This is a genomic window from Actinoplanes sp. NPDC089786, assembly GCF_040684855.1.
Lineage (GTDB): Bacteria > Actinomycetota > Actinomycetes > Mycobacteriales > Micromonosporaceae > Actinoplanes.
Window position 1 is genome coordinate 691,441 of sequence record NZ_JBFBGU010000001.1, and the last position, 22,402, is coordinate 713,842.

Sequence of the window (22,402 nt, forward strand, 5' to 3'; positions counted from 1 at the left end):
CCGTGACGTCTACCGTCAGTGCATCCGCTCCCACCACCTCCAGCCCCGCGCGCGCCCTGGTCTGCCGCGCCTGCGGCGCCGAGTTCCCGCTGGCCGCCCAGCACGCCTGTTACGAGTGTTTCGGGCCGCTCGAGGTCGCGTACGACCCGGCGGCGATCGCCCAGGTGACCCGCGCCCAGATCGAGGCGGGTCCGCAGAACATCTGGCGCTATGCGCCGCTCCTCCCGGCCGGCCAGGACCCGGCCACCCGGGTGACCCTCGACCCCGGCCTGACCCCGCTGGTCAGCGCCCCGGCGCTGGCCACCGCGATCGGGCTGGACGCGCCGCTCTGGGTCAAGGACGACTCGGCCAACCCGACCCACTCGTTCAAGGACCGCGTGGTCTCGGTGGCCCTGACCGCCGCCCGCGGCCTCGGCTTCACCCGCTTCGCCTGCGCCTCCACCGGCAACCTGGCCAACTCGGTCGCCGCCCACGCGGCCCGGGCCGGCGTCCCGTCCATCGTCTTCATCCCCGGTGACCTCGAACAGGGCAAGATCGTCACCACCGCGGTGTACGGCGGGGAGCTGGTCGCGATCGACGGCTCGTACGACGACGTGAACCGGCTCTGCGGCGAGCTGGTCGAGACCGACGAGTTCGAGGACACCGCGTTCGTCAACGTGAACGTCCGCCCGTTCTACGCCGAGGGCTCCAAGACGCTCGGTTACGAGGTGGCCGAGCAGCTCGGCTGGCGCATCCCGGCCCAGGTGGTCATCCCGATGGCCAGCGGCGAGCTGCTCACCAAGATCGACAAGGCGTTCACCGAGCTGGTCGAGATCGGCCTGGTCGAGGCCCCGGCCGGCGGCTGGCGGGTGTTCGGCGCCCAGTCGGCCGGCTGCAATCCGATCGCGACGGCCCTGCACAACGGCACCGACCAGATCGTCCCGGTGAAGCCGACCGGCATCGCCAAGTCGCTGAACATCGGCGACCCGGCGGCCGGCGCCTACGCCATCGAGGCGGTCCAGCGCACCGGCGGCTGGATGGACTACGCCGGCGATGACGAGATCCGCGAGGCCATCCAGCTGCTCGCCCGCACCACCGGCGTCTTCGCCGAGACGGCCGGCGGGGTGACCGTGGCCGTCCTGCAGAAGCTGATCGCCTCGGGCAAGCTCGACCCGGCCAAGGAGACGGTGGTCTTCAACACCGGTGAGGGACTCAAGACGCTGGACGCGGTGGCCGACCGGGTCGGGCCCACCCACCGCATCAAGCCGTCGCTGCGGGGTGCTCGCGACGCCGGCCTGCTCGGGTAACAGGGTGTAGTCGGTGATCCGACAGTAAGTTCGTTTTCCATCCTGCGAGGACTTGCGAAGGGATCACAACGTCGGCAGGATGCTCTCTGCGGGAGGACGCGACGCCGTACGAGGCCCCACCTTCGAGCTTGGCGACAATCTCTACCGGGGCCCAACGACCCAGTGCCGGAGGCGCTGTGCGCGTGTCCTCCCGACCAATATCTCTCCCGGTAATTCGGTCGCGGCGGACTGGTAGTGCGTCCAGTCTGTGGGGATGCGCATCGATGTCGCCGCGTTCGACGGCTCCGACGAGTCCGTCCTCCACCAGGCCTACCAGGTGACCAGGGCCGCCCAGCTCCACGAGGTGCCGGACATCCCGTACATCCCGGAGCCCTTCTACGTCGACACGGTGCGCCGGGGCTACCCCGCTCAACGGCACATCCGCGCGCTGGCCACGCTCGACGGTCAGCCGGCCGGCACCGCCGAGCTGGGCCTGCCGCTGCTGGACAACCTCGAGCTGGTCAGCCTCGACCTGAACGTGCACCCCGAGTTGCGCCGGCGCGGGGTCGGCCGGGCCCTGCTCGACTGGGCGATCGAGCGGACCCGGGCCGAGGGCCGGAAGCACATCTCCTCGGAGACGGTCCAGAACCGCCCCGACGGCGACGCCTTCGCCGCGGCGGCGGGGGCCAAGGCCGCGCTGCCCGAGACCCGCAGCCGGCTCGACCTGACCACGGTCGACCCCGCCCGGCACGCGTCGATGCTCGCCGAGGCGTGGGAGCACGCCGCCGGCTACCGGGTGCTGAGCTGGCTGGGCATGCCCGCCGACCAGTACCTCGACGACATCGCCTACCTGGACAGCCGGATGGTCGAGGACGCGCCGATGGGTGATCTCACGATCGAGCCGGAGAAGATCGACGCCGACCGGGTCCGCGAGTCCGAGCAGAACCGGCTCGCCCGGGGCATGGACCGCTTCCACACCGGGATGGTGCACGAGGCGAGCGGGCGGATGGTCGCCTGGTCGACGCTCTCCGGGCCGCCCGCGCTGGAGACGCACATCTGGCAGCACATCACGATCGTCGACCCCGACCACCGCGGCCACCGGCTCGGGACGATCGTCAAGCTGGGGAACCTGCGTCACACGCTCGAGCACAAGCCGACGCTGACCGCGATCGACACGTTCAACGCCACGGCCAACGAGTACATGCTCTCGATCAACCGGGCGATGGGCTTCAAGGCGGCGGACACCTGGATGCAGTGGGAGCTGACGGTCTAGCCGTTCTCGCTCCTCCTTCGTCGGAAGCGCGCCGCCCAGGGGCGGAGCGGGTGGTCCGGGTCGTAGCCGCCGGCGTGCAGGCCCGCGTGCTTCTCCAGGGCGTTGCGGCAGCCGTAGGAGCCGGTCATCGCGTACGAGTAGCCGCAGAACAGGTAGTAGGCCGGCCAGAACAGCGGACCGAGGGCGGCGTACTGGCCGACGTGCCGGCTCTCGTGGCCGAACAGGTCGGTCCGCTCGTCGGCGAGCAGCCATTCCGCCGTCCGCCGGGTGAAGATCACCGACCCGACGGTGAAGCAGGTGTTCTTCGGGATCCGCCGGGTGTAGCCCTCGGCGATCAGCACGCCGTCACGGCCCGGCCGGATCGTCGCGCCGGTCGCCCGGGCGATCGCCAGGCCAGCCAGCGTGGTGCCGTTCGCCCAGGTCAGCAGCGTGCGGGCGCGCATCTCACGCCGTCCGGCGCATCTGCAGCTCGGTGAGGCTCGGGATCACCGGGTGGGGCACGCGGACGCCGGTGTCGGTGAAACCCAGCTTCTCGTACGCCCGGACCGCCCGGTCGTTGCCGGTCACCACCTCGAGCATCAACTCGTTCCGCCCGGCCTGCCGGGACCAGTCGGCGACCGCCTCGACCAGGTCGGCCAGGACGCCGCTGCCGCGCCGGGCCGGGGTGACGTAGACCGCGAAGACGACCGTGGCCGCCGGGTCCTCCGGCAGCACCGTGCCGCCGGCGTGGCCGACCAGCGGGCCGCCCGGGTCGGCCACGAACTGGGCGAGCGTCCGCCCGGCGCTGGCCTGCACGATCCGGCGCCGGTAGTCGTCGTGGCCCCGGGCCGCCGCCGCGGCCAGCGTCTCGAGGAAGGCGAGCGGGCTGTCGGCCAGCATCTCCAGGCGCAACGCGCGCATCCGGCCGGCGTCCTCCGGCGTCACGCGGTGAACCGCGACCGTCGAGCGAGGGGCTGTGCTGAGCGACACCATGATGCCTGCCTACCCGGCACACCGGGGAGCGGCAAGCAGGTTGCGTCTATCCGACCTCGCTGCCACCGGTTTCGCCACCGGCGTAACTAGTCGGGTGACTACGGCTTCGTCCTTGCACTCGCACCCTCGGAGTGCTAAACATGGCGTTGGCACTCGCGTCATGTGAGTGCCAAGCAGGTCGGGACGGTGGGGTTCCGGCCGGGCGCCGCCATCGGTGCCCCGGCACGGGGCCGGTCGTCGCGGGCTATCCGGCTCGACCTGAGGACGTCGCATCGCCAGGTGGCGACGTCCGCAGAGGTTCCTGTGAATGTCCGGGAGGACACAGCCGTATGGCCAAGATCATCGCATTCGACGAGGAAGCTCGTCGCGGCCTCGAGCGGGGCATGAACCAGCTCGCCGACGCCGTCAAGGTGACGCTCGGCCCCAAGGGCCGCAACGTCGTGCTCGAGAAGAAGTGGGGCGCGCCCACCATCACCAACGATGGTGTGTCGATCGCCAAGGAGATCGAGCTCGAGGACACCTTCGAGAAGATCGGCGCCGAGCTGGTCAAGGAGGTCGCCAAGAAGACCGACGACGTCGCCGGTGACGGCACGACGACGGCGACCGTCCTGGCCCAGGCGCTGGTTCGTGAGGGCCTGCGCAACGTTGCCGCCGGCGCCAACCCGATGGCCCTCAAGCGGGGCATCGAGGCCGGCGTGGCCAGCGTCATCGAGGCCCTGACGCAGCTCAGCAAGGACGTGGAGACCAAGGAGCAGATCGCTTCGACCGCCTCCATCTCCGCCGGTGACTCCACGGTCGGCGAGATCATCGCCGAGGCCATGGACAAGGTCGGCAAGGAAGGTGTCATCACCGTCGAGGAGAGCAACACCTTCGGGCTCGAGCTCGAGCTCACCGAGGGCATGCGCTTCGACAAGGGCTACATCTCGGCGTACTTCATGACCGACGCCGAGCGTATGGAGGCCGTCTTCGACGACCCCTACATCCTGATCGCGAACAGCAAGATCTCCGCGGTCAAGGACCTGCTCCCGATCCTCGAGAAGGTGATGCAGGGCGGCAAGCCGCTGATCATCATCGCCGAGGACGTCGAGGGCGAGGCCCTGGCGACGCTGGTCGTCAACAAGGTCCGCGGCACCTTCAAGTCGGTCGCCGTCAAGGCGCCGGGCTTCGGTGACCGCCGCAAGGCCATGCTGGACGACATCGCCATCCTCACCGGCGGCACCGTCGTCAGCGAGGAGGTCGGCCTCAAGCTCGACGCCGCCGACCTGTCCCTGCTGGGCCAGGCCCGCAAGGTGGTCATCACCAAGGACGAGACGACCATCGTCGACGGCAACGGCAACGCCGAGCAGATCCAGGGCCGGGTCAACCAGATCCGGGCCGAGATCGAGAAGTCGGACTCCGACTACGACCGTGAGAAGCTGCAGGAGCGCCTGGCCAAGCTGGCCGGCGGTGTTGCGGTGATCAAGGTCGGCGCGGCCACCGAGGTCGAGCTCAAGGAGCGCAAGCACCGCATCGAGGACGCCGTTCGCAACGCGAAGGCGGCCGTCGAGGAGGGCATCGTGCCCGGTGGTGGTGTCGCGCTGGTGCAGGCCGGCAAGACCGCGTTCGACAAGCTTGACCTGGTGGGCGACGAGGCCACCGGTGCCAACATCGTCAAGGTCGCGCTGGACGCCCCGCTGCGTCAGATCGCCGTCAACGCCGGCCTCGAGGGCGGCGTCGTGGTCGACAAGGTGCGCAACCTCGAGGCGGGCCACGGCCTGAACGCCGCGAACGGTGAGTACGTCGACCTGCTGGCCGCGGGCATCATCGACCCGGCCAAGGTCACCCGCTCGGCGCTGCAGAACGCCGCGTCGATCGCCGCCCTGTTCCTCACGACCGAGGCGGTCGTGGCGGACAAGCCGGAGAAGAACCCGGCCCCGGCCGGTGCTCCGGGTGGCGGAGACATGGACTTCTGAGTCCAAGCTTTCTCGAACGGGCGGGTCGCTGCTGCGGCCCGCCCGTTCTGTCGTTACTGCACGCGCCTTTACTGCCCGAGGGCCAGTCAGAGTTGTTTGCGATACAGGAAGAACACCCGCTCGACCCGGGCCCCCACCACCTGGGAGTAGAACGGCATCGGGCCCACCCAGCCGATCTGGACCGACGTCAGACCAGCCTTCTTCTGATCGGCCAGGCAGCGCTTGAGCAGCACCGAGCCGATGCCCAGCCCCTGCGCGGCGGGCGCGGTGCCCATCGGGCCGAACCAGTTCGGCCGGGACCCGTACGCGGCGAAGCCGAGGATCGAGCCGTCCCGCACGGCGACGTGACAGCCGGTGCTGTCGGTGATCTCGGCCGCCCACTGGCGCCCGAAATTCGACTCGGCGAGGTCGGTCAGCGCGGGCCCGTCGGCCGGCGTCGCGCCCCGGACCACCACGCCCCGCCCGGCCAGCCGCGCCTCGTCGGCCTCGGTGTCGCCCAGGGTCTCCAGGTCGGCGGTCATGTTCCAGGCGGGCTGGTCCTCCTCGAAGCCCAGCGCCATCGCGGCGCAGATCGCCGGGGTGTATCGCACGTCGATGCCCGGCCAGGCGTAGACCGGCGGGTTGCCGGCGATCACCACGTCGCTGGCGCCTAGCCCGGCCAGCGCGCCCTCGACCCGGGACACCAGGGCCCGGGCCACGCCGCGGCGGCGCTCCCGCCGATCCACCGCGATCAGGTCGATGTGCCCGATGGACGGGTCGCGGTGGGACACCGAGCCCAGCACCACGCCGATCACCCGGTTGCTCGTCGCCGCCACTTCTTCCCCGGCGCCTTCACTCCAGGCCTTCTCCTCGGCCGGCGCCAGCGCCAGGAAACCCGCCGTCCGCCGGGTCGCCGGCCCGCCGGTCCCGCGCAGCCGGTGCACGATCTCGGCCGCCTCGGCCGCGTCCTCCGGCAGATCCAGGGCGGCCCGGCACAGGGACACCACGGCCGGGACGTCGTCGTCGGTCAGTTCGGCGATCCAGAACTCGCTGTCCACAGACGTCGAACCTACCGGGCCGGATTCAACCGCCGGAGTGACGCCTCGGAGCGCTAACGTGGGACGGGTGCGTGATCCCTCGGTTTCCCGGTACACGGCCGGCCGGCTCTCACCGATACGCCGCGTCACCGACCTCAAACGCTTGCGCGACGAGCGGTTCGACGTGCTCGTCATCGGTGGTGGCGTGACCGGCGCGGGCGCCGCTCTCGACGCCGCCTCCCGGGGCCTCAAGGTTGCCCTGGTCGAGGCCCGTGACCTGGCCGCCGGCACGTCCAGCCGGTCGAGCAAGCTGATCCACGGCGGCCTTCGCTACCTGGAACAGCTCGAGTTGCACCTGGTGCACGAGGCGCTCACCGAGCGTGGCCTGCTGGCCAGCCGGATCGCGCCCCACCTGGTGCGCCCGGTCCCCATCCTGGTCCCGCTGGAGAAGACGAGCCCGCCCTCCCGGGCCTGGCACCGCGCCTACTACGGGCTGGGCGTGGCGGCGTACGACGTGTTCGCCGGCGTCTTCGGCTCGGGCCGGGGCATGCCGCTGCATCGCCACCTGAGCAGCCACGGCGCCCGGCACATGTTCCCGAGCCTGCGCGCCGACCGGGTGGCCGGGGCGATCCGCTACTTCGACGGGCAGGTCGACGACGCGCGGCTGGTGGTCAACCTGGCCCGCACCGCGGGCAGCCTGGGCGCGGCGGTGGTGACCAGCGCCCGGGTGGTCGGCTTCGTCCGCGAGGCGCGCGAGGTGGTCGGCGTGCGGGTCCGCGACCTGGAGGCGCCCGACGAGCCCGACTTCGAGGTCCGGGCGCGCACGGTGGTCGCGGCGACCGGCGTGTGGAGCGACGACATGTCGCAGATGCTGAGCGACGTCGGCGTACGCCCGGGCCTGCGCGTCCGCGCGTCCAAGGGGGTCCACGTGGTGGTGCCGCGCTCGGCCATCACCGGCGAGGCGGGCCTCATCCTCCGTACGCCCACCTCGGTGCTCTTCGTCATCCCGTGGGGCGGCCACTGGATCATCGGGACCACCGACACCGACTGGCAGCTCGACCGGGCCCACCCGGCGGCCTCCGCGCGCGACATCAGCTACCTGCTCGACCAGGTCAACCAGTGGCTCGACCGGCCGCTGACCACCGACGACATCGAGGGCGTGTACGCCGGCCTGCGCCCGTTGCTCTCCGGCGAGGCCGACTCCACCTCCAAGCTGTCCCGCGAACACGCCGTGGTCGAGCCGATGCTCGGGCTGATGCTGGTGGCGGGCGGCAAGTACACGACGTACCGGGTGATGGCGGCCGACGTGATCGACCGCGCGGTGCGCCGGCTGGGCGGTCCGTGGCGCCCGTCACAGACCGCCGAGCTGCCCCTGCTCGGCGCGGACGGCTATGCGGCGGCCTGGCGCGACCGTCTCGACACGGCCCGGCGCCATGGCGTCTCGACCGGCGTGGTCGAACATCTGCTCGAACGCTACGGCACCCTCACGGTGCACCTGCTGGCCATGATCAACGCCGACCCGGCGCTGGCCACCCCGCTGACCGGTGCCCCGGAATACCTGGCCGCCGAGGTCGCCTACGCGGCCCAGGCCGAGGGCGCGCTCCACCTCGACGACGTGCTCACCCGCCGCACCCGGATCTCCATCGAGACCTCGCACCGCGGCGCCGAGACCGCCAAGCACACCGCCGCGATCATGGGCGAGGTGCTGGGCTGGGACGAGGCGGTGCGCGAGCGCGAGGTCGAGCACTACCTGGCCCGGGTCGAGTCGGAGCGGCAGTCCCAGAAGATGCCCGACGACGCGACCGCCGACGCCGCCCGGATCGGGGTGCCCGACGTGCGCGGATACGCCGCGGACCGCCCTTGATCCTGGTGGACGAGCCGGTCTGGCCGGCTCGCGGACGGCTGTGGTCGCACCTGATCAGCGACCTCTCCTACGAGGAACTGCACGTGTTCGCCGAGATGCTCGGGGCGCCGCGGCGGGCCTTCGACCGCGACCACTACGACATCCCGGACGTACGCTTCCGGCCGGCGCTGTGGCTCGGCGCGACGCTGCTGCCGTCCCGCGACCTAGCCGCCCGCCTGCGCGCGAACGGCCTGCGCCGGCCCAAACACCTGCACCGTCCTTCGCCGCGCCTGCGCTGAGCCGCTTCTTCGCCTGTTTCTTCCGCCCTGCGCCTCGCGTTCTGCGCTGAGCCCTTCTCCCCGCTTGTGCTGAGCCCTTCTCCGCCTGCGCTGAGCCTTTCTCCCCGCTTGTGCTGAGCCCTTCTCCGCCTGCGCTGAGCCCTCCTCCTGCGCCCGGCTGGCCGTCAGCCGTTGAGCTCGCGTTCCAGGTTGGCGCGGGCCTTCGCCTCCCACTCCTCGCGCAGCGGCGGGTGGCGGTAGATCGACGGCAGTTCGAGCAGCGCCTTCAACACTTGGGCGCGGCCGTCCTTGAAGGCGTCGTCCGGCACGTGCGCGTATTCGCGCCGGATCGCCGCGGTGTACTCGGCGTACCGCTCCTCGTCGGCGGCCAGGATCGCCAGGTCGGCGTCGCACAGCAACTCGCCGTCCGGGTCGTCCTCGCCGGTCGCGTGCCCCGCGGTCAGGCCGACCAGGCGCGCGATCTCGGCCGCCACCTCGGCCGGCGCCCCCAGCGTGGTCAGCAGCCCCTCGGCGAACTCGGCGCTGTCCCGCTCGTTCTCATCACCCAGCGCCCGCGGGTCGTAGATCGCATCGTGCAGCCACGCCGCCACGCGCACGCGGTCCGGATGCGGCGCCAGCGCCGCATGACGATCCACCACCGCGAGTACGGCGGACAGATGCGACACGTCGTGATATTGCCGCTGTGGTTCCGCCCAGCGCGACAGCAGGTATTCGCCCGCCGCGCCCAGGTCGTCGTCCCCGGCCGTTGCCCCGACGCCCCGAACCGCTGCCCGCCATTGCTCCACAAGACTCGTCACCGCCTAAGTTTGGGTCATGACCGAGGCGGGTGACGAACCCACCGACCGCAGGGTGGCGAAGATCCTGGCCGGAATCCCCGGGCGCTCCCGGCATGGCGCGGCGGCCGCGTGGACCCGGGTGCGCGGCGGACTCTTCCTGGCCGTCCAGGCCGCCCTGGCCGCCGGGCTGGCCTGGTTCCTGGCCCACGACGTGCTACATCGGCCGACACCGTTCTTCGCGCCGATCGCCGCCGTGATCACCCTGGCCTCGTCGGTGGGCCAGCGCGCCCGCCGCACCGCCGAGCTGGTCCTCGGCGTCGCCATCGGCATCGGGGTCGGCGACGCGCTGATCTACCTGATCGGTCGCGGCCCCTGGCAGATCGGCCTGATCGTGCTCGGCGCCGTCCTGGTGGCGACCGCGGTCGGCGGCGGCACCCCGCTGGTCGTCCAGTCCGCCTCGTCCGCCGTCCTCGTCGCCACCCTGACCACCGGGCCGGGCCTGCCTTACACCCGATTCATCGACGCCCTGGTCGGCGGCGGCGTCGGCCTGATCGTGATGACGCTGCTGCTTCCCCTGAACCCGCTGAGCGTGGTCCGCCGCGCCGCCGACCCCGCCCTCACCGAACTGGCCGAGGGCCTGCACGGCGTCGCCGATGGCCTGGCCGACCACGACGACGACGCGGTCGACAAGGCGCTCACCCGCCTCCGGTCGGCCGAGGCCGCCTTCGCCGCATTCACCGCCGCGGTGGCCGCGGCCCGGGAGAACGTCGCCTTCGCCCCCGCCCGCTGGCGGTCCAAGGGCGCGCTGGCCCAGTACGTCGACGGCGCCCAGCACCTCACCTACGCCCTGCGGAACGTCCGGGTGCTGACCCGCCGGGTGCTCACCGCGATGGGCGACCAGGAGACCATGCCCGAGGTGCTCCCCGAGTCGATCAGAGCGCTCGGCGACGCGGTCGCCCTGCTCCGCCAGGAGTGGGCCAAGGGCGTCGAACCGATCGCCACCCGCGAGCGCGCGCTGCGGGCCGCCGCCGAGGCCGGCCGCGGCTACGAGGAGGGCGTCGGCTTCTCAGGCGGCGTCGTGGTCGCCCAGATCCGCACCACGGCCACCGACCTGCTCCGCGCCACCGGCGTCGACCACGCCGAGGCGCCCCGCCTGGTCCGCAAGGCAGTCGGCTGGCAGGCCAAACGCCGCGCCGGCCGCTACCGCACCGCCCGCCCCCGCCCCGAAGCCACCGGCCACCAGCCCTCCTGACCCTCACCCGCCGCCCTCCCGCCCTGTTCGTCCTGGCTCGGGCCAGCCGGGTCGAGGGCGGATGGCTACGCTGGGCGCTATGGCCGAACCAGCCCCGCCGAGCGGCGCGCCCGACCCGCATTCCCAGTCGGTCGTGCCCGCGGCCGCGCATCAAGACGCGCAGTCGGCGGCGCCCACGACCGCATATCAGTCCGAGCAGCCCGCGGCGTCGTCCGCCGAGCAGCCGGGGGCGTTCTCCGCCGAGCAGCCCGCGGCGTCGTCCGCCCAGCAGCCCGGGACGTTCTCCGCCGAGCAGCCGGCGGCGCCTCTGGGCCAGCCGCCGGCCGTCCCCGCGATGCCCCGCCGGAAGACCGGCTGGCGGCGCTGGCTGCCGCTCACGCTGGTGATCACCGGCATCGCCATCTGCTCGGTGGCGATGCTGCTCGTCCTCGGCTTCAACAACGGCATCCAGGGCCTGGTCGTCGGCCTGATCGCGGCGATGCTGCCGGTGCCCGTACTCGTCGGCTGTTTCCTCTGGCTCGACCGCTACGAGCCGGAGCCGAACCGCTACCTGGTCTTCTGCTTCGCCTGGGGCGCGGCGGTCGCCACCTTCACGGCGTACTGGGTGAACAACGGCGCGGCCTGGCTCTTCGGCGTCCTGGGCCTGCCCGACGCCCTGGTCGCCGTCCTGATCGCGCCGTTCATCGAGGAGTCGATGAAGGCCCTCGGCCCCGCCCTGCTGTTCTGGCGCCGGCGCGGCGAGTGGTCCGGCATCACCGACGGCATCGTCTACTGCGGAATCTCCGCCCTCGGCTTCGCCATGGTGGAGAACGTCCTCTACCTCGGCGGGCACGGCTACGCCGCGGGCAACGAACAGTACGGTCCGGCCACCGGCATCCAGAACGTCTTCCTGATCTTCATCGTGCGCATCCTCTTCACCGGCTTCGCGCACCCGCTCTTCACCTCGATGACCGGCATCGGCCTCGGCCTCGCCTCCCGCTCCAGCGACGGCCGGGTCCGCGTGCTGGCCCCCATCGCCGGCCTGCTGCTCGCGATGATCCTGCACGGCACCTTCAACCTGCTGCCCACGCTGTCCGTGGCCACCGGTCAACCCCTGATCATGCTGTACGGCTACCTGGGCTTCATGGTCCCGTTCTTCTTCGCCACGGTCGGTTTCGCGATCGCACTACGTGGCTACGAGGGCCGCCTCAGCGAACGTGTCCTGCCCCGCTACGTGCAGGCCGGCTGGTTCGCCCCACCCGAGGTCGCCTCCCTGAGCAGCCTGGGCCGCCGCCACTCGGCCCGCCGCTGGGCCCAGCGCGTCGCCGGCGCCGCCGGCAGCAAGGCCATGCGCAGCTTCCAGTTCGCCGCCACCAGACTCGCGATCGTCCGCGACAGCATGGAACGCGGCCTGCTCCGCAAACCCGAGGACCAGGCCCGGGCGCTCGAGGAGGAACAGGAGCTGCTGACCGCCATCGGCGGCTACCGCGCCATCTTCTCCGGCCGCGACCCGCTGATGCCCCGAGCCTTCTGGAACGGCCACGACTACCAGATCTCCTTCCCCGACGGCGTGACCCGCACGGTCAGCGCCCCCATCGAGCCGGTCGTCCCGGTGCCGGTACGCCTGGCCCCGCAGCCGGCAATGGCCTGGTCGGGCGGCAGCGGATACGGGGCGGTGCCGGGGTATGGCGGTGCGCCCGGCTATGGCTCCGCGCCCGGCTATGGCTCCGCGCCCGGCTATGGCGCGGCCCCGGGTTACGGCGGCTCGACGCCCGGCTACGGCGGCGCACCGGGCTACGGCGGCAGCTCGCCGGGTTACGGCGGCTCGACCCCGGGTTACGGCTCGACTCCCGGCTATGGCCCCGCAACCGGCTATGGCCCCGCAACCGGTTATGGCCCCGCAACCGGTTATGGCTCAACCCCGAGCTACGGCGCGAACCCTGGCTATGGCTCAACCCCGGGCTACGGCGACGCTCAGCCAGCTACGGGTGCTCAGCCTGCGACGGGCACTCAGCCTGCCACTGGCGAACAGCCTGTCTCGGGCGCGTATCCCGGATACGGCGCGGCACCCGGTTACGCGCCGCGGCCTGATCTCTTCGGACAGCCCGGCTACCCGCCCCAGCCAGGCCAAGGGTCCCAACCCGTATCCGGTCCCTCTGCCCAGGCGGGGTATTCCGCTCAGCCCGGCCAGCCCGCTCAGCCGGGCTATTCTTCTCAACCTGGCCAGCCCTACCAGCCGGGCTATCCGTCCCAGCCTGGCCAGCCTTCTCAGTCGGGCTATCCGTCCCAGTCCGGCCAGCCTTCCCCGTCTGGCTACCCGGCTCAGCCTGGCCAGCCTTCCCAGTCGGGATATGCACCCCAGCAGGGCTATTCGGGTCAGCCTGGTCAGCCTTCTCAACAGGGCTATTCGAATCAGCCCGGCCAACCTCCTCAGCCGGGGTATCCGGCCGGGCCGGGCCAACCGTTCCAGCCCGGCTACCCGAACCAGGCCGGCCAGACTTCTCAGCCGGGTATCTCTGCGCCGCGACCGGCGGCGCCGGGCTGGGGTGCCCCGGTAAGTGGAACCAACACCCCGCAGGACCTGGCATCCGGGTCCGTGCCGCAGGTGCGGCCGCAGTCGCCGGAGCCCTCCGCATACCCGTCCTACGGCAATCCCTCCACCTTCGGCGGCCCGGACACGACCCCGAGCCACACCCCCTACGCCCCGCCGTCGTATCCCTACTCCGCGCCTGACCCGACTGCCACGCCGCAGCCTGCGTCCGATCCGCAGTCTGGGTCCACCTCGCCGCCTTCGGGATCGACGCCGTGGTCCTCGCCGCCGAGTTCGGCTCCGCCGCACTCGACCGGCTGGGGTGACTCGCACTCCTCGGCAGCCGCCGGGATGCCCGGCTATGGCTCACCATGGCCGGACTACAACTCACCGAACACCGGATCGGGCTCGTCGTCCTCGGGCGACGACTCACGGTCGTCCGACTCGGGTGCAGCGTCGGACTCGGGTTCTTCCTCGTCGTCCACCGATTCCGGCTCGTCCTCGTCGTCCGACGGCTCGTCGTCTTCCTCGGACAGCTCGTCCTCCAGCTGACCTGGTGCCTGCTTCTGAGCGCCTACTGGCCGGCCGGTAGGCGCTCGGCGCTCAGGGACGTCGTCAGCCGGGCGGGAGTGGTGCATGGTCCGGAACGCTGTTGGCCTGGGCGGGAGTGCTGACGCTCAGGAATGCCGTTAGCCCGGGCGGGAGTGCTGAGGGCACGAGGACGCTGTTGACCCGGCGAAAATGCTGCGCGCTCAGCGACGCTGCTGGTAGGTGGAAAGCGCGGCGCGCAAGCGGGACTTGCGCCGGGTCAGGGGCACGTGGCTATCGAGGCCAGCCGGTCGCCGAGCCCCGGTTCGGGGGTGTCACGGGCGTGAGGGCGGAGCGGGTGCCTGGGGTGACCACCCTCATTCAGCCCGGATGCGGGCGCAACGGCCTTGAGTGGCAGGTGGTCGCTTCGATGGCGGGGCCTTGTGTTCGGCGTACCTCAGCGGTTTGGTTCTCAGAGGTAGAGGCCGGTGCCGTCGGACTCCACGCGGGTGGCCGCGACGGCGTGGACGTCGCGTTCGCGGAGGAGGGTGTACTCGCGGCCGTGCAGCTCGACCTCGGAGCGGTCGTCAGGGTCGAAGAGCACCCGGTCGTTCACCACGATGGAGCGGACGTTCGGGCCGATGCCGACCGCCGTCGCCCAGGAGAGCCGGCGGCCCATCGACGCGGTCGCCGGGATCACGATGCCGCCGCCGGAGCGGCGTTCGCCTTCGCCGCCGTCCATGCGGACGAGGACACGGTCATGCAACATCCGGATCGGCAGCCCGGTCTCGGTAGTGGTGTCGGCAGTCACGACGGAGACGGTACGCCCGCCACGCCGAGTGGGAAGACTCGGCCACGTGCGGCGCGGAATGTGTCGTGCCGTGCGACTACGGTGATCCCTACGCGATGACGCGAGGAGGGTTTGGCGGGGTGAGTCGCTTTCAGCGTGTGCGGGACAACCTGCAGCGCGCTTACCAGAGCGGGCGTGAGTCCGTGCGGATCGCCCGGGCCGACCGTGACCGTGAGCGCGAGGCAGAACCAGAGGTCGAGTTTGTTCCTCCGCCTCCACCCGACCCGCTCGACAACCAGTCCACCAGCAGCCGTGACGACACCGAGGTGCCCCACGCGCTGCGCATCGCCGCCGCCTGGTCGTGGCGCCTGATAGTGGTCGGGGTGGTCGGCTGGGCGCTGCTGCGATTTGTCGGGATCATCCGCATCGTCATGATCCCCCTGGCTATCGCGCTGCTGCTGTCCGCTCTGCTGGCGCCGGCCGTCGGCTGGCTGCTCAAGCTCAAGCTGCCGCGGTCACTGGCGACGTTCCTGGTGCTGATCTGCGGGCTGGCCGCCGTCGCGGGCACGCTGACGCTGGTGGTCAACCAGTTCGTCGACGGCCTGCCCAAGCTGACCGACAACGCCAGCGCGGGCATCCGCCAGATCCAGGAGTGGGCCCGCACCGGTCCGCTGCACCTCTCCGACGATCAGGTCGACAACGCCATCGACCAGCTGCAGCGGTGGGTCAACGCGAACACCTCGTCGCTGACCTCGACCGGCATCTCGACGGCCGCGACCCTCGCCGAGATCCTGGCCGGCGCGCTGCTCGTGCTGTTCACGACGTTCTTCTTCCTGCGAGACGGCCGCAAGATCTGGCGCTTCCTGGTACGGCTCTTCCCGGTGAACGCCCGCTGGTCGCTCTCCGACGCCGGTGACGCCTCCTGGTCGACGCTGGGCGCCTACGTGCGGGCCACGGTCCTGGTGGCCTTCATCGACGCCACCGGCATCGGCCTGGCCCTGGTGATCCTCGACGTCCCGTTCCCGTTCCCGCTGGCCGCCCTGGTCTTCCTGGGCGCCTTCATCCCGATCGCCGGCGCCAGCATCTCGGGTGCGGTGGCCGTGCTGGTCGCCCTGGTGGACAAGGGCTGGGTGATCGCCCTGATCCTGCTCGGCGCCGTCATCGCCGTGCAGCAACTCGAGGGCCACGTCCTCCAGCCGCTGATCATGGGGCGTGCCGTCGCGATTCACCCGCTGGTGATCATCATCGGCATCACCTCGGGCGTGGTGGTGGCCGGTGTCATCGGCGCGCTCGTCGCCGTGCCGCTGATCGCCGTGCTCAACACCGGCATCCGCCGCCTGGCCCGCCGCATACCCGAGGTCCCTCCCGACGCCGTTGTCGTCACCGCCGAGCAACCAGCGACCTGACCAAGGCCGGTTGCGCTGACCGGCCAGGGCTACGGCTTGCCGGAGAGGCGCTTCAACGCGCCCATCGCAACCTCTTGGCGGGTCGTGTACCAGAACGGCGGCAGCGACCGGCGGAGGAAGGCGCCGTAGCCACGGGCGGTCTCGAGCCGGGAGTCGAGGACGGCGACCACGCCCTTGTCACCGGTCGAGCGGATCAGCCGGCCGACGCCCTGGGCCAGCCGGATCGCGGCGATCGGGACGCTCACCGCGGAGAAGCCGGAGCCACCCGTCGCGTCCACCGCCGCCGCCCGGGCCGCCGCCAGCGGCTCGTCGGGGCGGGGGAACGGCAGCCGGTCGATGACCACGAGCTGGCAGGACTCGCCGGGAACGTCCACGCCCTGCCAGAGCGACATCACGCCGAAGAGGCAGGTCGCCCGCTCCTCGCGGAACCGGCGGACCAGCAGCGGCAGCGCCTCTTCGCCCTGCAGCAGGACCGGCAGCGTGGTGCGGGAGCGGACCAGCTCGGCCGCCTGTGTCGCGGCCTTGCGGGACGAGAACAGGCCCAGCGTGGCGCCGCCCAGCGCCTGCACCAGCTCGAGCAGTTCCTCACCGGCCTGGTCGGGCAGCCCGGACGCGGCGGGCCGGGGCAGGTGGGACGCGACGTAGAGGATGCCCTGTTTCGGGTAGTCGAACGGCGAGCCCACGTCGAGCGAGGTCCAGCCCTCGCCGGACGTCTCCTGCGGGGCGCGTGGCGCGGGCAGACCCAGCGACCGGGCCACCGTGTCGAAGCGACCGCCCAGCGTCAGCGTGGCCGAGGTGGCGACCACGGTGCGTTCCTCGTACAGCTTGCTGGCCAGCGTGCCGGCCACGGACAGCGGCGCCACCACGAGCGCTCGGCGGCCGCTTCCGAGGTCGGACTTCTCGACCCACGCCACGTCGAAGTCCGACTCTTCGAGCAGGCGCCGGGACGTCTCGGCGATCTCGTCCAGGGTCGCCTTCGCCTGCTGTTTGCGTACCGGATCGGGGTCGTCGTTCTTGACCTCACCGACCGCGGACAGGGCCTGACGGGTGGCCGAGTCGATCAGGATCACCGCCTCGGCGAGCAACGGCGGGAGGCCGGTGGTGATGCGACCGGCGGGTGCGTCGCCCAGGCCGACGGTGAGGGCGTCGGCGGCCTCGGCCAGCGCCTCGGCGGCGGCCGGTGGGAGCAGCGTGCGGGCGCGCTTGGCGGCCCGCTCGATGGCGTCGGGGGTCAGCTCGGCCTGCGACGCCGACGACACCCGGTCGGCCAGTTCGTGGGCCTCGTCGATGATCAGCAGCTTGTGTGGCGGCACGATGTTGCGCTCGGCCAGCATGTCGACCGCCAGCAGGCTGTGGTTGGTGACCACGATGTCCGCCTCGCGGGCCCGGGTGCGCGAGGCCTCGGCGAAGCATTCCTGACCGTACGGGCAGCGCGCCGCGCCTGGGCAGTCGCGCGCCGGCATCGACACCTGGCGCCAGGCCGTGTCGTCGACGCCCGGGTCGAGCTCGTCGCGGTCGCCGGTCTTCGTCTTCTCGGCCCAGGCCTGAAGCCGCTGGATCTGTTTGCCGAGCCGGCCCGCCTCGCCCAGCCACTGGGTGCCGGCGCGCTGGGCGGGCGCCGTGTCGAACAGCGTGTCGGTCGGCTCCTCCTCGTCGGCGTGTTCCATCTTCGCCACGCAGAGGTAGTGATGGCGGCCCTTGAGAACGGCGAACTTCGGGCGCCGCCGGAGCAGCGGCTCGACCGCGTCGGCCAGCCGGGGCAGGTCGTGCTCGACGAGCTGGTTCTGCAGAGCCAGCGTTGCTGTCGACACGACGACCGGGCCGTCCACCAGAAGCGAGGGCGTGAGGTAGGCCAGCGACTTGCCGGTGCCGGTGCCGGCTTGGACGAGCAGATGTTCCTTCTCTCGGACGGCGCGCTCGATGGCGTTGGCCATCTCTTGCTGGCCGGGCCGGGTGGCGCCACCGGGCACGGCGCCGACCGCCGCCCCGAGCAGATCGGCGGCCTTGGCCTTGCGTCCCTGGGCCTTGTCGCCCACCGCGGCCGTCACGACCGCCCGCCCCGGATGACAGCTGCCCGCACCCCACCGCGACGCCGCGGTTGAGGGCCGGGAGGACAGGAGTGAGATGGCTCGACCACGTCGGAGACCGTACCCGCAGCCACCGACAAAGTCCGCGCACCGTTAGGGTGCCTGTCATGCCGAGCGAGACGGTCCGGGTCGTCTATACGAAGTTTGACGGCTCGGCGCACCGCGACTATCCGGCCCGCAAGCTCAGTGAGGATGACCTGGGCATCTGGGTCGGTGTGCCGCGCGGAACGGCCTCCGTCTACCACGGACGGCCGTCGGTCGAGCAGATTCCGTTCGTGCTCCTGATTCCGCACGCGGCGTGGTGGACCGGCATGTTCAACCCTCCTCCTCGCACCAGCGAGGTTTATTGCGACATCACCACTCCCGCTCGGTGGGAGGGTGACACGGTTCACATCGTGGATCTCGACCTGGATGTGGTCCGCAGGCGCGAGACGCAGGCCGTCGAACTGCGCGACGAAGACGAGTTCGCCGACCACCGGGAGCGGTTCGGCTATCCGGACGAGGTGGTCACCGAGGCGTTCGCGGCGGCGAGCAAGCTGCTGGTCGCCCTGGGCGACGGCACCGAGCCGTTCGCCACGCAGTACCGCAAGTGGCTGTCAGACGTCGTCGACTAGCCCCAGCTTCTCGATGTCGCCCAGCTTCGCCGGGTTGAGCTGGTTGTAGACGGCGGTGATGCGGCCGTCCTCGACGGCGAGCGAGAGCACCGACCGGAACTCCCGGCCGTCCGGGTGCCAGCCGTGCGCGAAGAGGCCCAGATCGCCGTTGACGAGCACCGGGGTCATGGTCATGCCGGTCATCGCGCCCAGCCGGGTGCCGAGCAGGCCGATCCAGAAGCGGGCCACCTTGTCGGCGCCGACGATCGCCCGGGTGCCGGCGTTGACGACGCCGCCACCGTCGCCGATCGAGACCACGTCCGGCGCCAGCACGGCGGCGAGCGCCTGGGTGTCGCCGGAACTGGCCGCCGCCATGAAGGCCTCGAGCACCCGCCGCTGCTCCGGAAGGTCGGCGTTGTGCCGGGCGTGGTCCTCGGCCACCGCGCGGCGCCCGCGTGAGGCGTGCTGGCGGGCCGCGGTCACCGAGGTGTGCAGGACGTCGGCGATCTCCTCGTACGGCACTGCGAACGCGTCGTGCAGCACCAGCGAGACGCGTTGCTCCGGGGTGAGCTTCTCGAGGACGACGAGCAGCGCCAGGCCGACCTCGCTGCGCTGCGTGACGCGCTCGGCGGGGTCGTCCAGCCGGGTCACGACCGGCTCGGGGAGCCACTGCCCGGGGTACGCCTCACGACGCACCCGGGCCGACTTGAGCACATCCAGGCTCAGCCGCCCCACGACGGTCGTCAGCCACCCACGGAGATCGTTGATCGCACCGACCCGCCGTGCCTTGTCGAAACGGAGCCACGCCTCCTGCACCGCGTCTTCCGCCTCGGCCCGGCTGCCCAGCATCCGGTAGGCCACGGAGATGAGGTGCGGCCGCTCGCGCTCGAACTCCTCCTCGGGAGACATGGGGTAATTCTCTGCGACATTGCCCGCTCGCGGGAGCCTTGTGTGTCACAGTGGCAGCACCGAACGTACCATTTGTCCGATCTCGGAGAAAGCCGTGGCGAACGATGTGACCACCATGGTGGGCGGTGCTGTCGGCCTGGCCGGCGCCGCCGGCGCTCTGTCGGCCGGTGTTGCCGCCCTGCGCCGACCCGCGCGGTACCAGCCATCGGGCCATGCCCTGGTTGGCACCAACGACGTGGATCCGCTACCCGCCGTGCTCAGAAGCGGCCTTGCCGGACTGACCGTGCCGGTGCTGCCCGGCCCGCACGGTGAGCTGTTCATCGGCCCCGGCGTGCCGCAGCCGGGCCGAACTCTGCGCCGCCTGGTCCTCGGGCCCCTCCTGGCCCGGGCGAAGGCGCGTGGTGGCCGGTTGTGCCCCGACCAGACGGTGCCGTTCCGGCTGGTCGTCGAGTTCATCGGGCCCAGCCGGGACGCGAAGACGCTGCTTCGCGCCTACCGGATGCTCGACCAGCAGCTTCGCGACCACGCCTCGCTGCTGAGCCGATGTGTGGACGGCCGGCTCGAGCCGGGCGCGGTGACCGTGGCCGTGGCCGGCATCGTGGACGTCCGCGAGCTCCTCATCGCGGAACGTCAGCGCTACGCCTTTGCCGACGGCACCTTCGACGACATCGGCTCGCGTTCCGCACCGCCCTCGCTGGTGCCGATGATCAGCGAACCGTGGTCGCGGCGGTTCGGCTGGGACGGCCGTGAACCGATCTCGGCCGAGGAGAGGCACTTGCTTCACGCCATGGTGCGCGCGGCGCACGAGGACGGCCGCACCGTCCGCATCTCGGGTCTGAGCGTGGGCGCCCGCAACGCGCGCCGCGCCGTCTGGCGTGAACTCGGTCTTGCCGGCGTGGACGTGCTCGCCGACACCGATCACGTCGGGCTGGTCCGCCACCTGCGGCGGCACCCGGTACGCCCGCAGGAGGCCGTGCGGACCTTCGTCGCCAAGCCGGCCCGGAAATCGGCGCCGGCCCCGCGCGCGGTGGTCTCGGACGACGCGACGGCGTTGCGTAAGGTGAACGAAGCCTGACCTGCGGGTGATCGGGAAATGAGCCGGGGTGGGCCGGGTCAAGGCGCCACTCGGGCGTTACCTATTGTTCCCGAAGAATCTCCACTCCCGTCGATCGAGGTCCGCGCCGTGAAGTTCTCCTTCCGCCCCACTGAGGGCGCGTTCTACGAGCTGTTCACCCGTGCTGCCCAGAACCTCGTCCGCGGCACCGAGCTGCTCAACGAACTTGCTCTGCCTGGGGTGGACGTGCAGTCGGTCAGCGACCGGATCACCGACGTGGAGCACGACAGCGACCAGATCACCCACGACCTCTACAAGAAGATCAACTCCACCTTCATCACCCCGTTCGACCGCGAGGACATCTATTCGCTGGGCTCTCAGCTCGACGACGTGATGGACCACCTGGAGGCGGTCGGCAACCTGCTCTATCTCTACGGCCTGACCGAGTTGCCGTCGCTGCCGCGGGAGATGCACGAGATGGTCAACGTGCTCGATCAGCAGGCGAAGATCACCGCGGACGCGATGCCGCGGCTGCGCGCGATGAAGGGCCTCGACGAGTACTGGATCGAGATCAACCGCCTCGAGAACGAAGGCGACCGCACCTATCGGATGCTGCTGGTCCGGCTCTTCAGCGGTGAGTACGACGCTCTGACCGTGCTCAAGATGAAGGAGGTCGCCGACGAACTGGAGGCGGCCTGCGACGCGTTCGAGCACGTGGCCAACACCATCGAGACCATCTCGGTCAAGGAGTCGTAGTTGTCCGCGGAACTCATCGCCGTCATCGCGGTGATCGTCGTCGCGCTCGCCTTCGACTACACGAACGGTTTCCACGACGCCGCCAACGCGATCGCGACGAGCGTCAGCACGCGAGCCCTGACCCCGCGCGTCGCACTGGCCATGGCGGCGGTGGGTAACTTCATCGGCGCGCACATCGGAACCAAGGTCGCCGCGACCGTCGGCAGCGGCCTCGTCGATCTGCCCACGGGCGTGCCCAGCCTGGGTGTGGTCTTCGCGGGCGTTCTCGGCGCCATTTGCTGGAATCTGGTCACCTGGTATTTCGGCCTGCCCAGCAGTTCGTCGCACGCCCTTTTCGGTGGGCTGGTCGGCGCCACCATCTTCGCCGCCGGCGGCGAAGTGCAATGGTCGAACATCACCGAGAAGATCTTGCTACCCATGGTGTTGTCGCCGATTGTGGGATTCGTCCTCGGATTCGCCGCGATGATCGCCGTGCTGTGGATTTTCCGGGGCGGCCACCCGGCTCGTCTCAATCGTGGTTTCAGGCACGCGCAGACCATCAGCGCGGCCGCCATGTCCATCGGGCATGGCATGCAGGACGCTGCCAAGACGATCGGTGTGGTGGTGTTGGCCCTGCACGTGGGTGGGTGGCAGTCGGACGCCCGGACCATTCCGGAATGGTCGATCTGGGCCTCGGCCGCCGTCCTGGCGGCGGGCACCTATTCGGGCGGGTGGCGGATCATCCGCACGCTGGGCCGCAAGATCATCGACCTGCGGCCGCCGGAGGGATTCGCGGCGGAGACGGTCGCCAGCGGCGTGCTCTACTTCAACGCCCTGGTGCTGGGCGCGCCGATCTCGACGACCCACACCATCACCTCGGCCATCATGGGTGTGGGAGCCACCAAGCGTCTCTCCGCGGTGCGCTGGAACGTCGCCGGCAACATCGTGCTCGGCTGGGTCATCACCTTTCCCGCCGCGGCGACCATTGCCTGCCTGCTCTATTTAGTTGTCAAGCCACTGTTCGCCTAGGCGCTTTCGCCTGCGAGGCCACAATCGTCGCAGGGCGGCCGCCGGCGGCGGTAGTGACAAAGTGTCATGGGATTTCGATGACATTTGTCAGTTGCCGTCGGCAGCCGGTGCGGG

At 71.0% G+C, this 22,402-nt stretch carries 18 protein-coding genes and 1 pseudogene; 12 read left to right on the plus strand and 7 right to left on the minus strand.

Annotated features, from left to right (window positions below; all coding sequences use genetic code 11):
* The first annotated feature begins 2 nt into the window (after positions 1-2).
* The gene (gene thrC, locus AB0O15_RS03285) at positions 3-1,286 is read left to right on the plus strand and encodes a threonine synthase (protein WP_364313357.1); all 1,284 of its coding nucleotides are present in this window, start codon (positions 3-5) and stop codon (positions 1,284-1,286) included.
* Positions 1,287-1,539: 253 nt separating this feature from the next.
* The gene (locus AB0O15_RS03290) at positions 1,540-2,538 is read left to right on the plus strand and encodes a GNAT family N-acetyltransferase (protein ID WP_364313360.1); all 999 of its coding nucleotides are present in this window, start codon (positions 1,540-1,542) and stop codon (positions 2,536-2,538) included.
* On the opposite strand, the gene AB0O15_RS03295 is transcribed toward AB0O15_RS03290, so the two are convergent.
* A complete protein-coding gene (locus tag AB0O15_RS03295; protein ID WP_364313362.1) occupies positions 2,535-2,981 on the minus strand; it encodes a hypothetical protein in 447 nt (148 codons plus the stop codon). The two genes, AB0O15_RS03290 and AB0O15_RS03295, sit on opposite strands and share 4 nt — an antisense overlap.
* A gap of 1 nt (position 2,982) precedes the next feature.
* The gene (locus AB0O15_RS03300) at positions 2,983-3,510 is read right to left on the minus strand and encodes a GNAT family N-acetyltransferase (protein ID WP_364313363.1); all 528 of its coding nucleotides are present in this window, start codon (positions 3,508-3,510) and stop codon (positions 2,983-2,985) included.
* A gap of 329 nt (positions 3,511-3,839) precedes the next feature.
* Here AB0O15_RS03300 and groL point away from each other — a divergent pair, with 329 nt between their 5' ends.
* The gene (gene groL, locus AB0O15_RS03305) at positions 3,840-5,462 is read left to right on the plus strand and encodes a chaperonin GroEL (RefSeq protein WP_364313366.1); all 1,623 of its coding nucleotides are present in this window, start codon (positions 3,840-3,842) and stop codon (positions 5,460-5,462) included.
* An 86-nt stretch (positions 5,463-5,548) separates the two neighbouring features.
* Here the strand turns inward: groL and AB0O15_RS03310 are convergent, their stop codons facing one another.
* Complete coding sequence (locus AB0O15_RS03310; protein WP_364313368.1) at positions 5,549-6,499, minus strand: GNAT family N-acetyltransferase; 951 nt, start codon at positions 6,497-6,499, stop codon at positions 5,549-5,551.
* Positions 6,500-6,566: 67 nt separating this feature from the next.
* Here AB0O15_RS03310 and AB0O15_RS03315 point away from each other — a divergent pair, with 67 nt between their 5' ends.
* Positions 6,567-8,342, plus strand: coding sequence for a glycerol-3-phosphate dehydrogenase/oxidase (locus AB0O15_RS03315; RefSeq protein ID WP_364313371.1), 1,776 nt, complete (start codon positions 6,567-6,569; stop codon positions 8,340-8,342).
* A complete protein-coding gene (locus AB0O15_RS03320; RefSeq protein WP_364313374.1) occupies positions 8,339-8,620 on the plus strand; it encodes a DUF4031 domain-containing protein in 282 nt (93 codons plus the stop codon). The genes AB0O15_RS03315 and AB0O15_RS03320 overlap by 4 nt, the downstream gene beginning before the upstream one ends.
* Before the next feature lie 164 nt (positions 8,621-8,784).
* On the opposite strand, the gene AB0O15_RS03325 is transcribed toward AB0O15_RS03320, so the two are convergent.
* Positions 8,785-9,417: a metal-dependent phosphohydrolase gene (locus AB0O15_RS03325; protein WP_364313377.1), complete on the minus strand. Its 633-nt coding sequence runs from the start codon at positions 9,415-9,417 to the stop codon at positions 8,785-8,787.
* Positions 9,418-9,433: 16 nt separating this feature from the next.
* On the opposite strand from AB0O15_RS03325, the gene AB0O15_RS03330 reads away from it, so the two are divergent.
* Both AB0O15_RS03330 and AB0O15_RS03335 read left to right on the plus strand, forming a co-directional pair.
* Positions 9,434-10,648, plus strand: coding sequence for an FUSC family protein (locus AB0O15_RS03330; protein ID WP_364313380.1), 1,215 nt, complete (start codon positions 9,434-9,436; stop codon positions 10,646-10,648).
* A gap of 316 nt (positions 10,649-10,964) precedes the next feature.
* Positions 10,965-12,485: pseudogene (locus AB0O15_RS03335) on the plus strand (PrsW family intramembrane metalloprotease); the annotation flags it as partial.
* Between the two features lie 1,672 nt (positions 12,486-14,157).
* On the opposite strand, the gene AB0O15_RS03340 reads toward AB0O15_RS03335, so the two are convergent.
* Positions 14,158-14,454: a co-chaperone GroES gene (locus AB0O15_RS03340; protein WP_364317002.1), complete on the minus strand. Its 297-nt coding sequence runs from the start codon at positions 14,452-14,454 to the stop codon at positions 14,158-14,160.
* A gap of 161 nt (positions 14,455-14,615) precedes the next feature.
* Between AB0O15_RS03340 and AB0O15_RS03345 the strand changes: the two genes are divergently transcribed.
* Complete coding sequence (locus tag AB0O15_RS03345) at positions 14,616-15,881, plus strand: AI-2E family transporter (RefSeq protein WP_364313382.1); 1,266 nt, start codon at positions 14,616-14,618, stop codon at positions 15,879-15,881.
* A gap of 29 nt (positions 15,882-15,910) precedes the next feature.
* On the opposite strand, the gene AB0O15_RS03350 is transcribed toward AB0O15_RS03345, so the two are convergent.
* A complete protein-coding gene (locus AB0O15_RS03350) occupies positions 15,911-17,929 on the minus strand; it encodes an ATP-dependent DNA helicase (protein ID WP_364313384.1) in 2,019 nt (672 codons plus the stop codon).
* 146 nt (positions 17,930-18,075) lie between these two features.
* On the opposite strand from AB0O15_RS03350, the gene AB0O15_RS03355 reads away from it, so the two are divergent.
* On the plus strand, positions 18,076-18,582 hold the full coding sequence (locus AB0O15_RS03355) for a DUF402 domain-containing protein (protein WP_364313386.1): 507 nt from the start codon (positions 18,076-18,078) through the stop codon (positions 18,580-18,582).
* On the opposite strand, the gene sigJ is transcribed toward AB0O15_RS03355, so the two are convergent.
* Positions 18,565-19,470: an RNA polymerase sigma factor SigJ gene (gene sigJ / locus AB0O15_RS03360; protein WP_364313388.1), complete on the minus strand. Its 906-nt coding sequence runs from the start codon at positions 19,468-19,470 to the stop codon at positions 18,565-18,567. The genes AB0O15_RS03355 and sigJ overlap by 18 nt on opposite strands.
* A gap of 94 nt (positions 19,471-19,564) precedes the next feature.
* Here sigJ and AB0O15_RS03365 point away from each other — a divergent pair, with 94 nt between their 5' ends.
* From AB0O15_RS03365 to AB0O15_RS03375, 3 genes are all read left to right on the plus strand, one after another.
* Positions 19,565-20,545 (plus strand): hypothetical protein, encoded by a 981-nt coding sequence (locus tag AB0O15_RS03365; RefSeq protein WP_364313391.1) that lies wholly within the window; start codon positions 19,565-19,567, stop codon positions 20,543-20,545.
* A 108-nt stretch (positions 20,546-20,653) separates the two neighbouring features.
* Positions 20,654-21,280 (plus strand): DUF47 family protein, encoded by a 627-nt coding sequence (locus AB0O15_RS03370; RefSeq protein WP_364313393.1) that lies wholly within the window; start codon positions 20,654-20,656, stop codon positions 21,278-21,280.
* Positions 21,281-22,288, plus strand: a complete 1,008-nt coding sequence (locus AB0O15_RS03375; protein ID WP_364313396.1) for an inorganic phosphate transporter — start codon at positions 21,281-21,283, stop codon at positions 22,286-22,288. It abuts the gene before it with no gap.
* Positions 22,289-22,402 lie beyond the last annotated feature (114 nt).

Bases quoted from the DNA above. Each gene is read 5' to 3' on its own strand.
- AB0O15_RS03290 (WP_364313360.1), top strand. From the start codon at position 1,540: ATGCGCATCGATGTCGCCGCGTTCGACGGCTCCGACGAGTCCGTCCTC.
- AB0O15_RS03340 (WP_364317002.1), bottom strand. From the start codon at position 14,454: ATGTTGCATGACCGTGTCCTCGTCCGCATGGACGGCGGCGAAGGCGAA.
- AB0O15_RS03300 (WP_364313363.1), bottom strand. From the start codon at position 3,510: ATGGTGTCGCTCAGCACAGCCCCTCGCTCGACGGTCGCGGTTCACCGC.
- AB0O15_RS03295 (WP_364313362.1), bottom strand. From the start codon at position 2,981: ATGCGCGCCCGCACGCTGCTGACCTGGGCGAACGGCACCACGCTGGCT.
- AB0O15_RS03355 (WP_364313386.1), top strand. From the start codon at position 18,076: ATGCCGAGCGAGACGGTCCGGGTCGTCTATACGAAGTTTGACGGCTCG.
- sigJ (WP_364313388.1), bottom strand. From the start codon at position 19,470: ATGTCTCCCGAGGAGGAGTTCGAGCGCGAGCGGCCGCACCTCATCTCC.
- groL (WP_364313366.1), top strand. From the start codon at position 3,840: ATGGCCAAGATCATCGCATTCGACGAGGAAGCTCGTCGCGGCCTCGAG.
- AB0O15_RS03330 (WP_364313380.1), top strand. From the start codon at position 9,434: ATGACCGAGGCGGGTGACGAACCCACCGACCGCAGGGTGGCGAAGATC.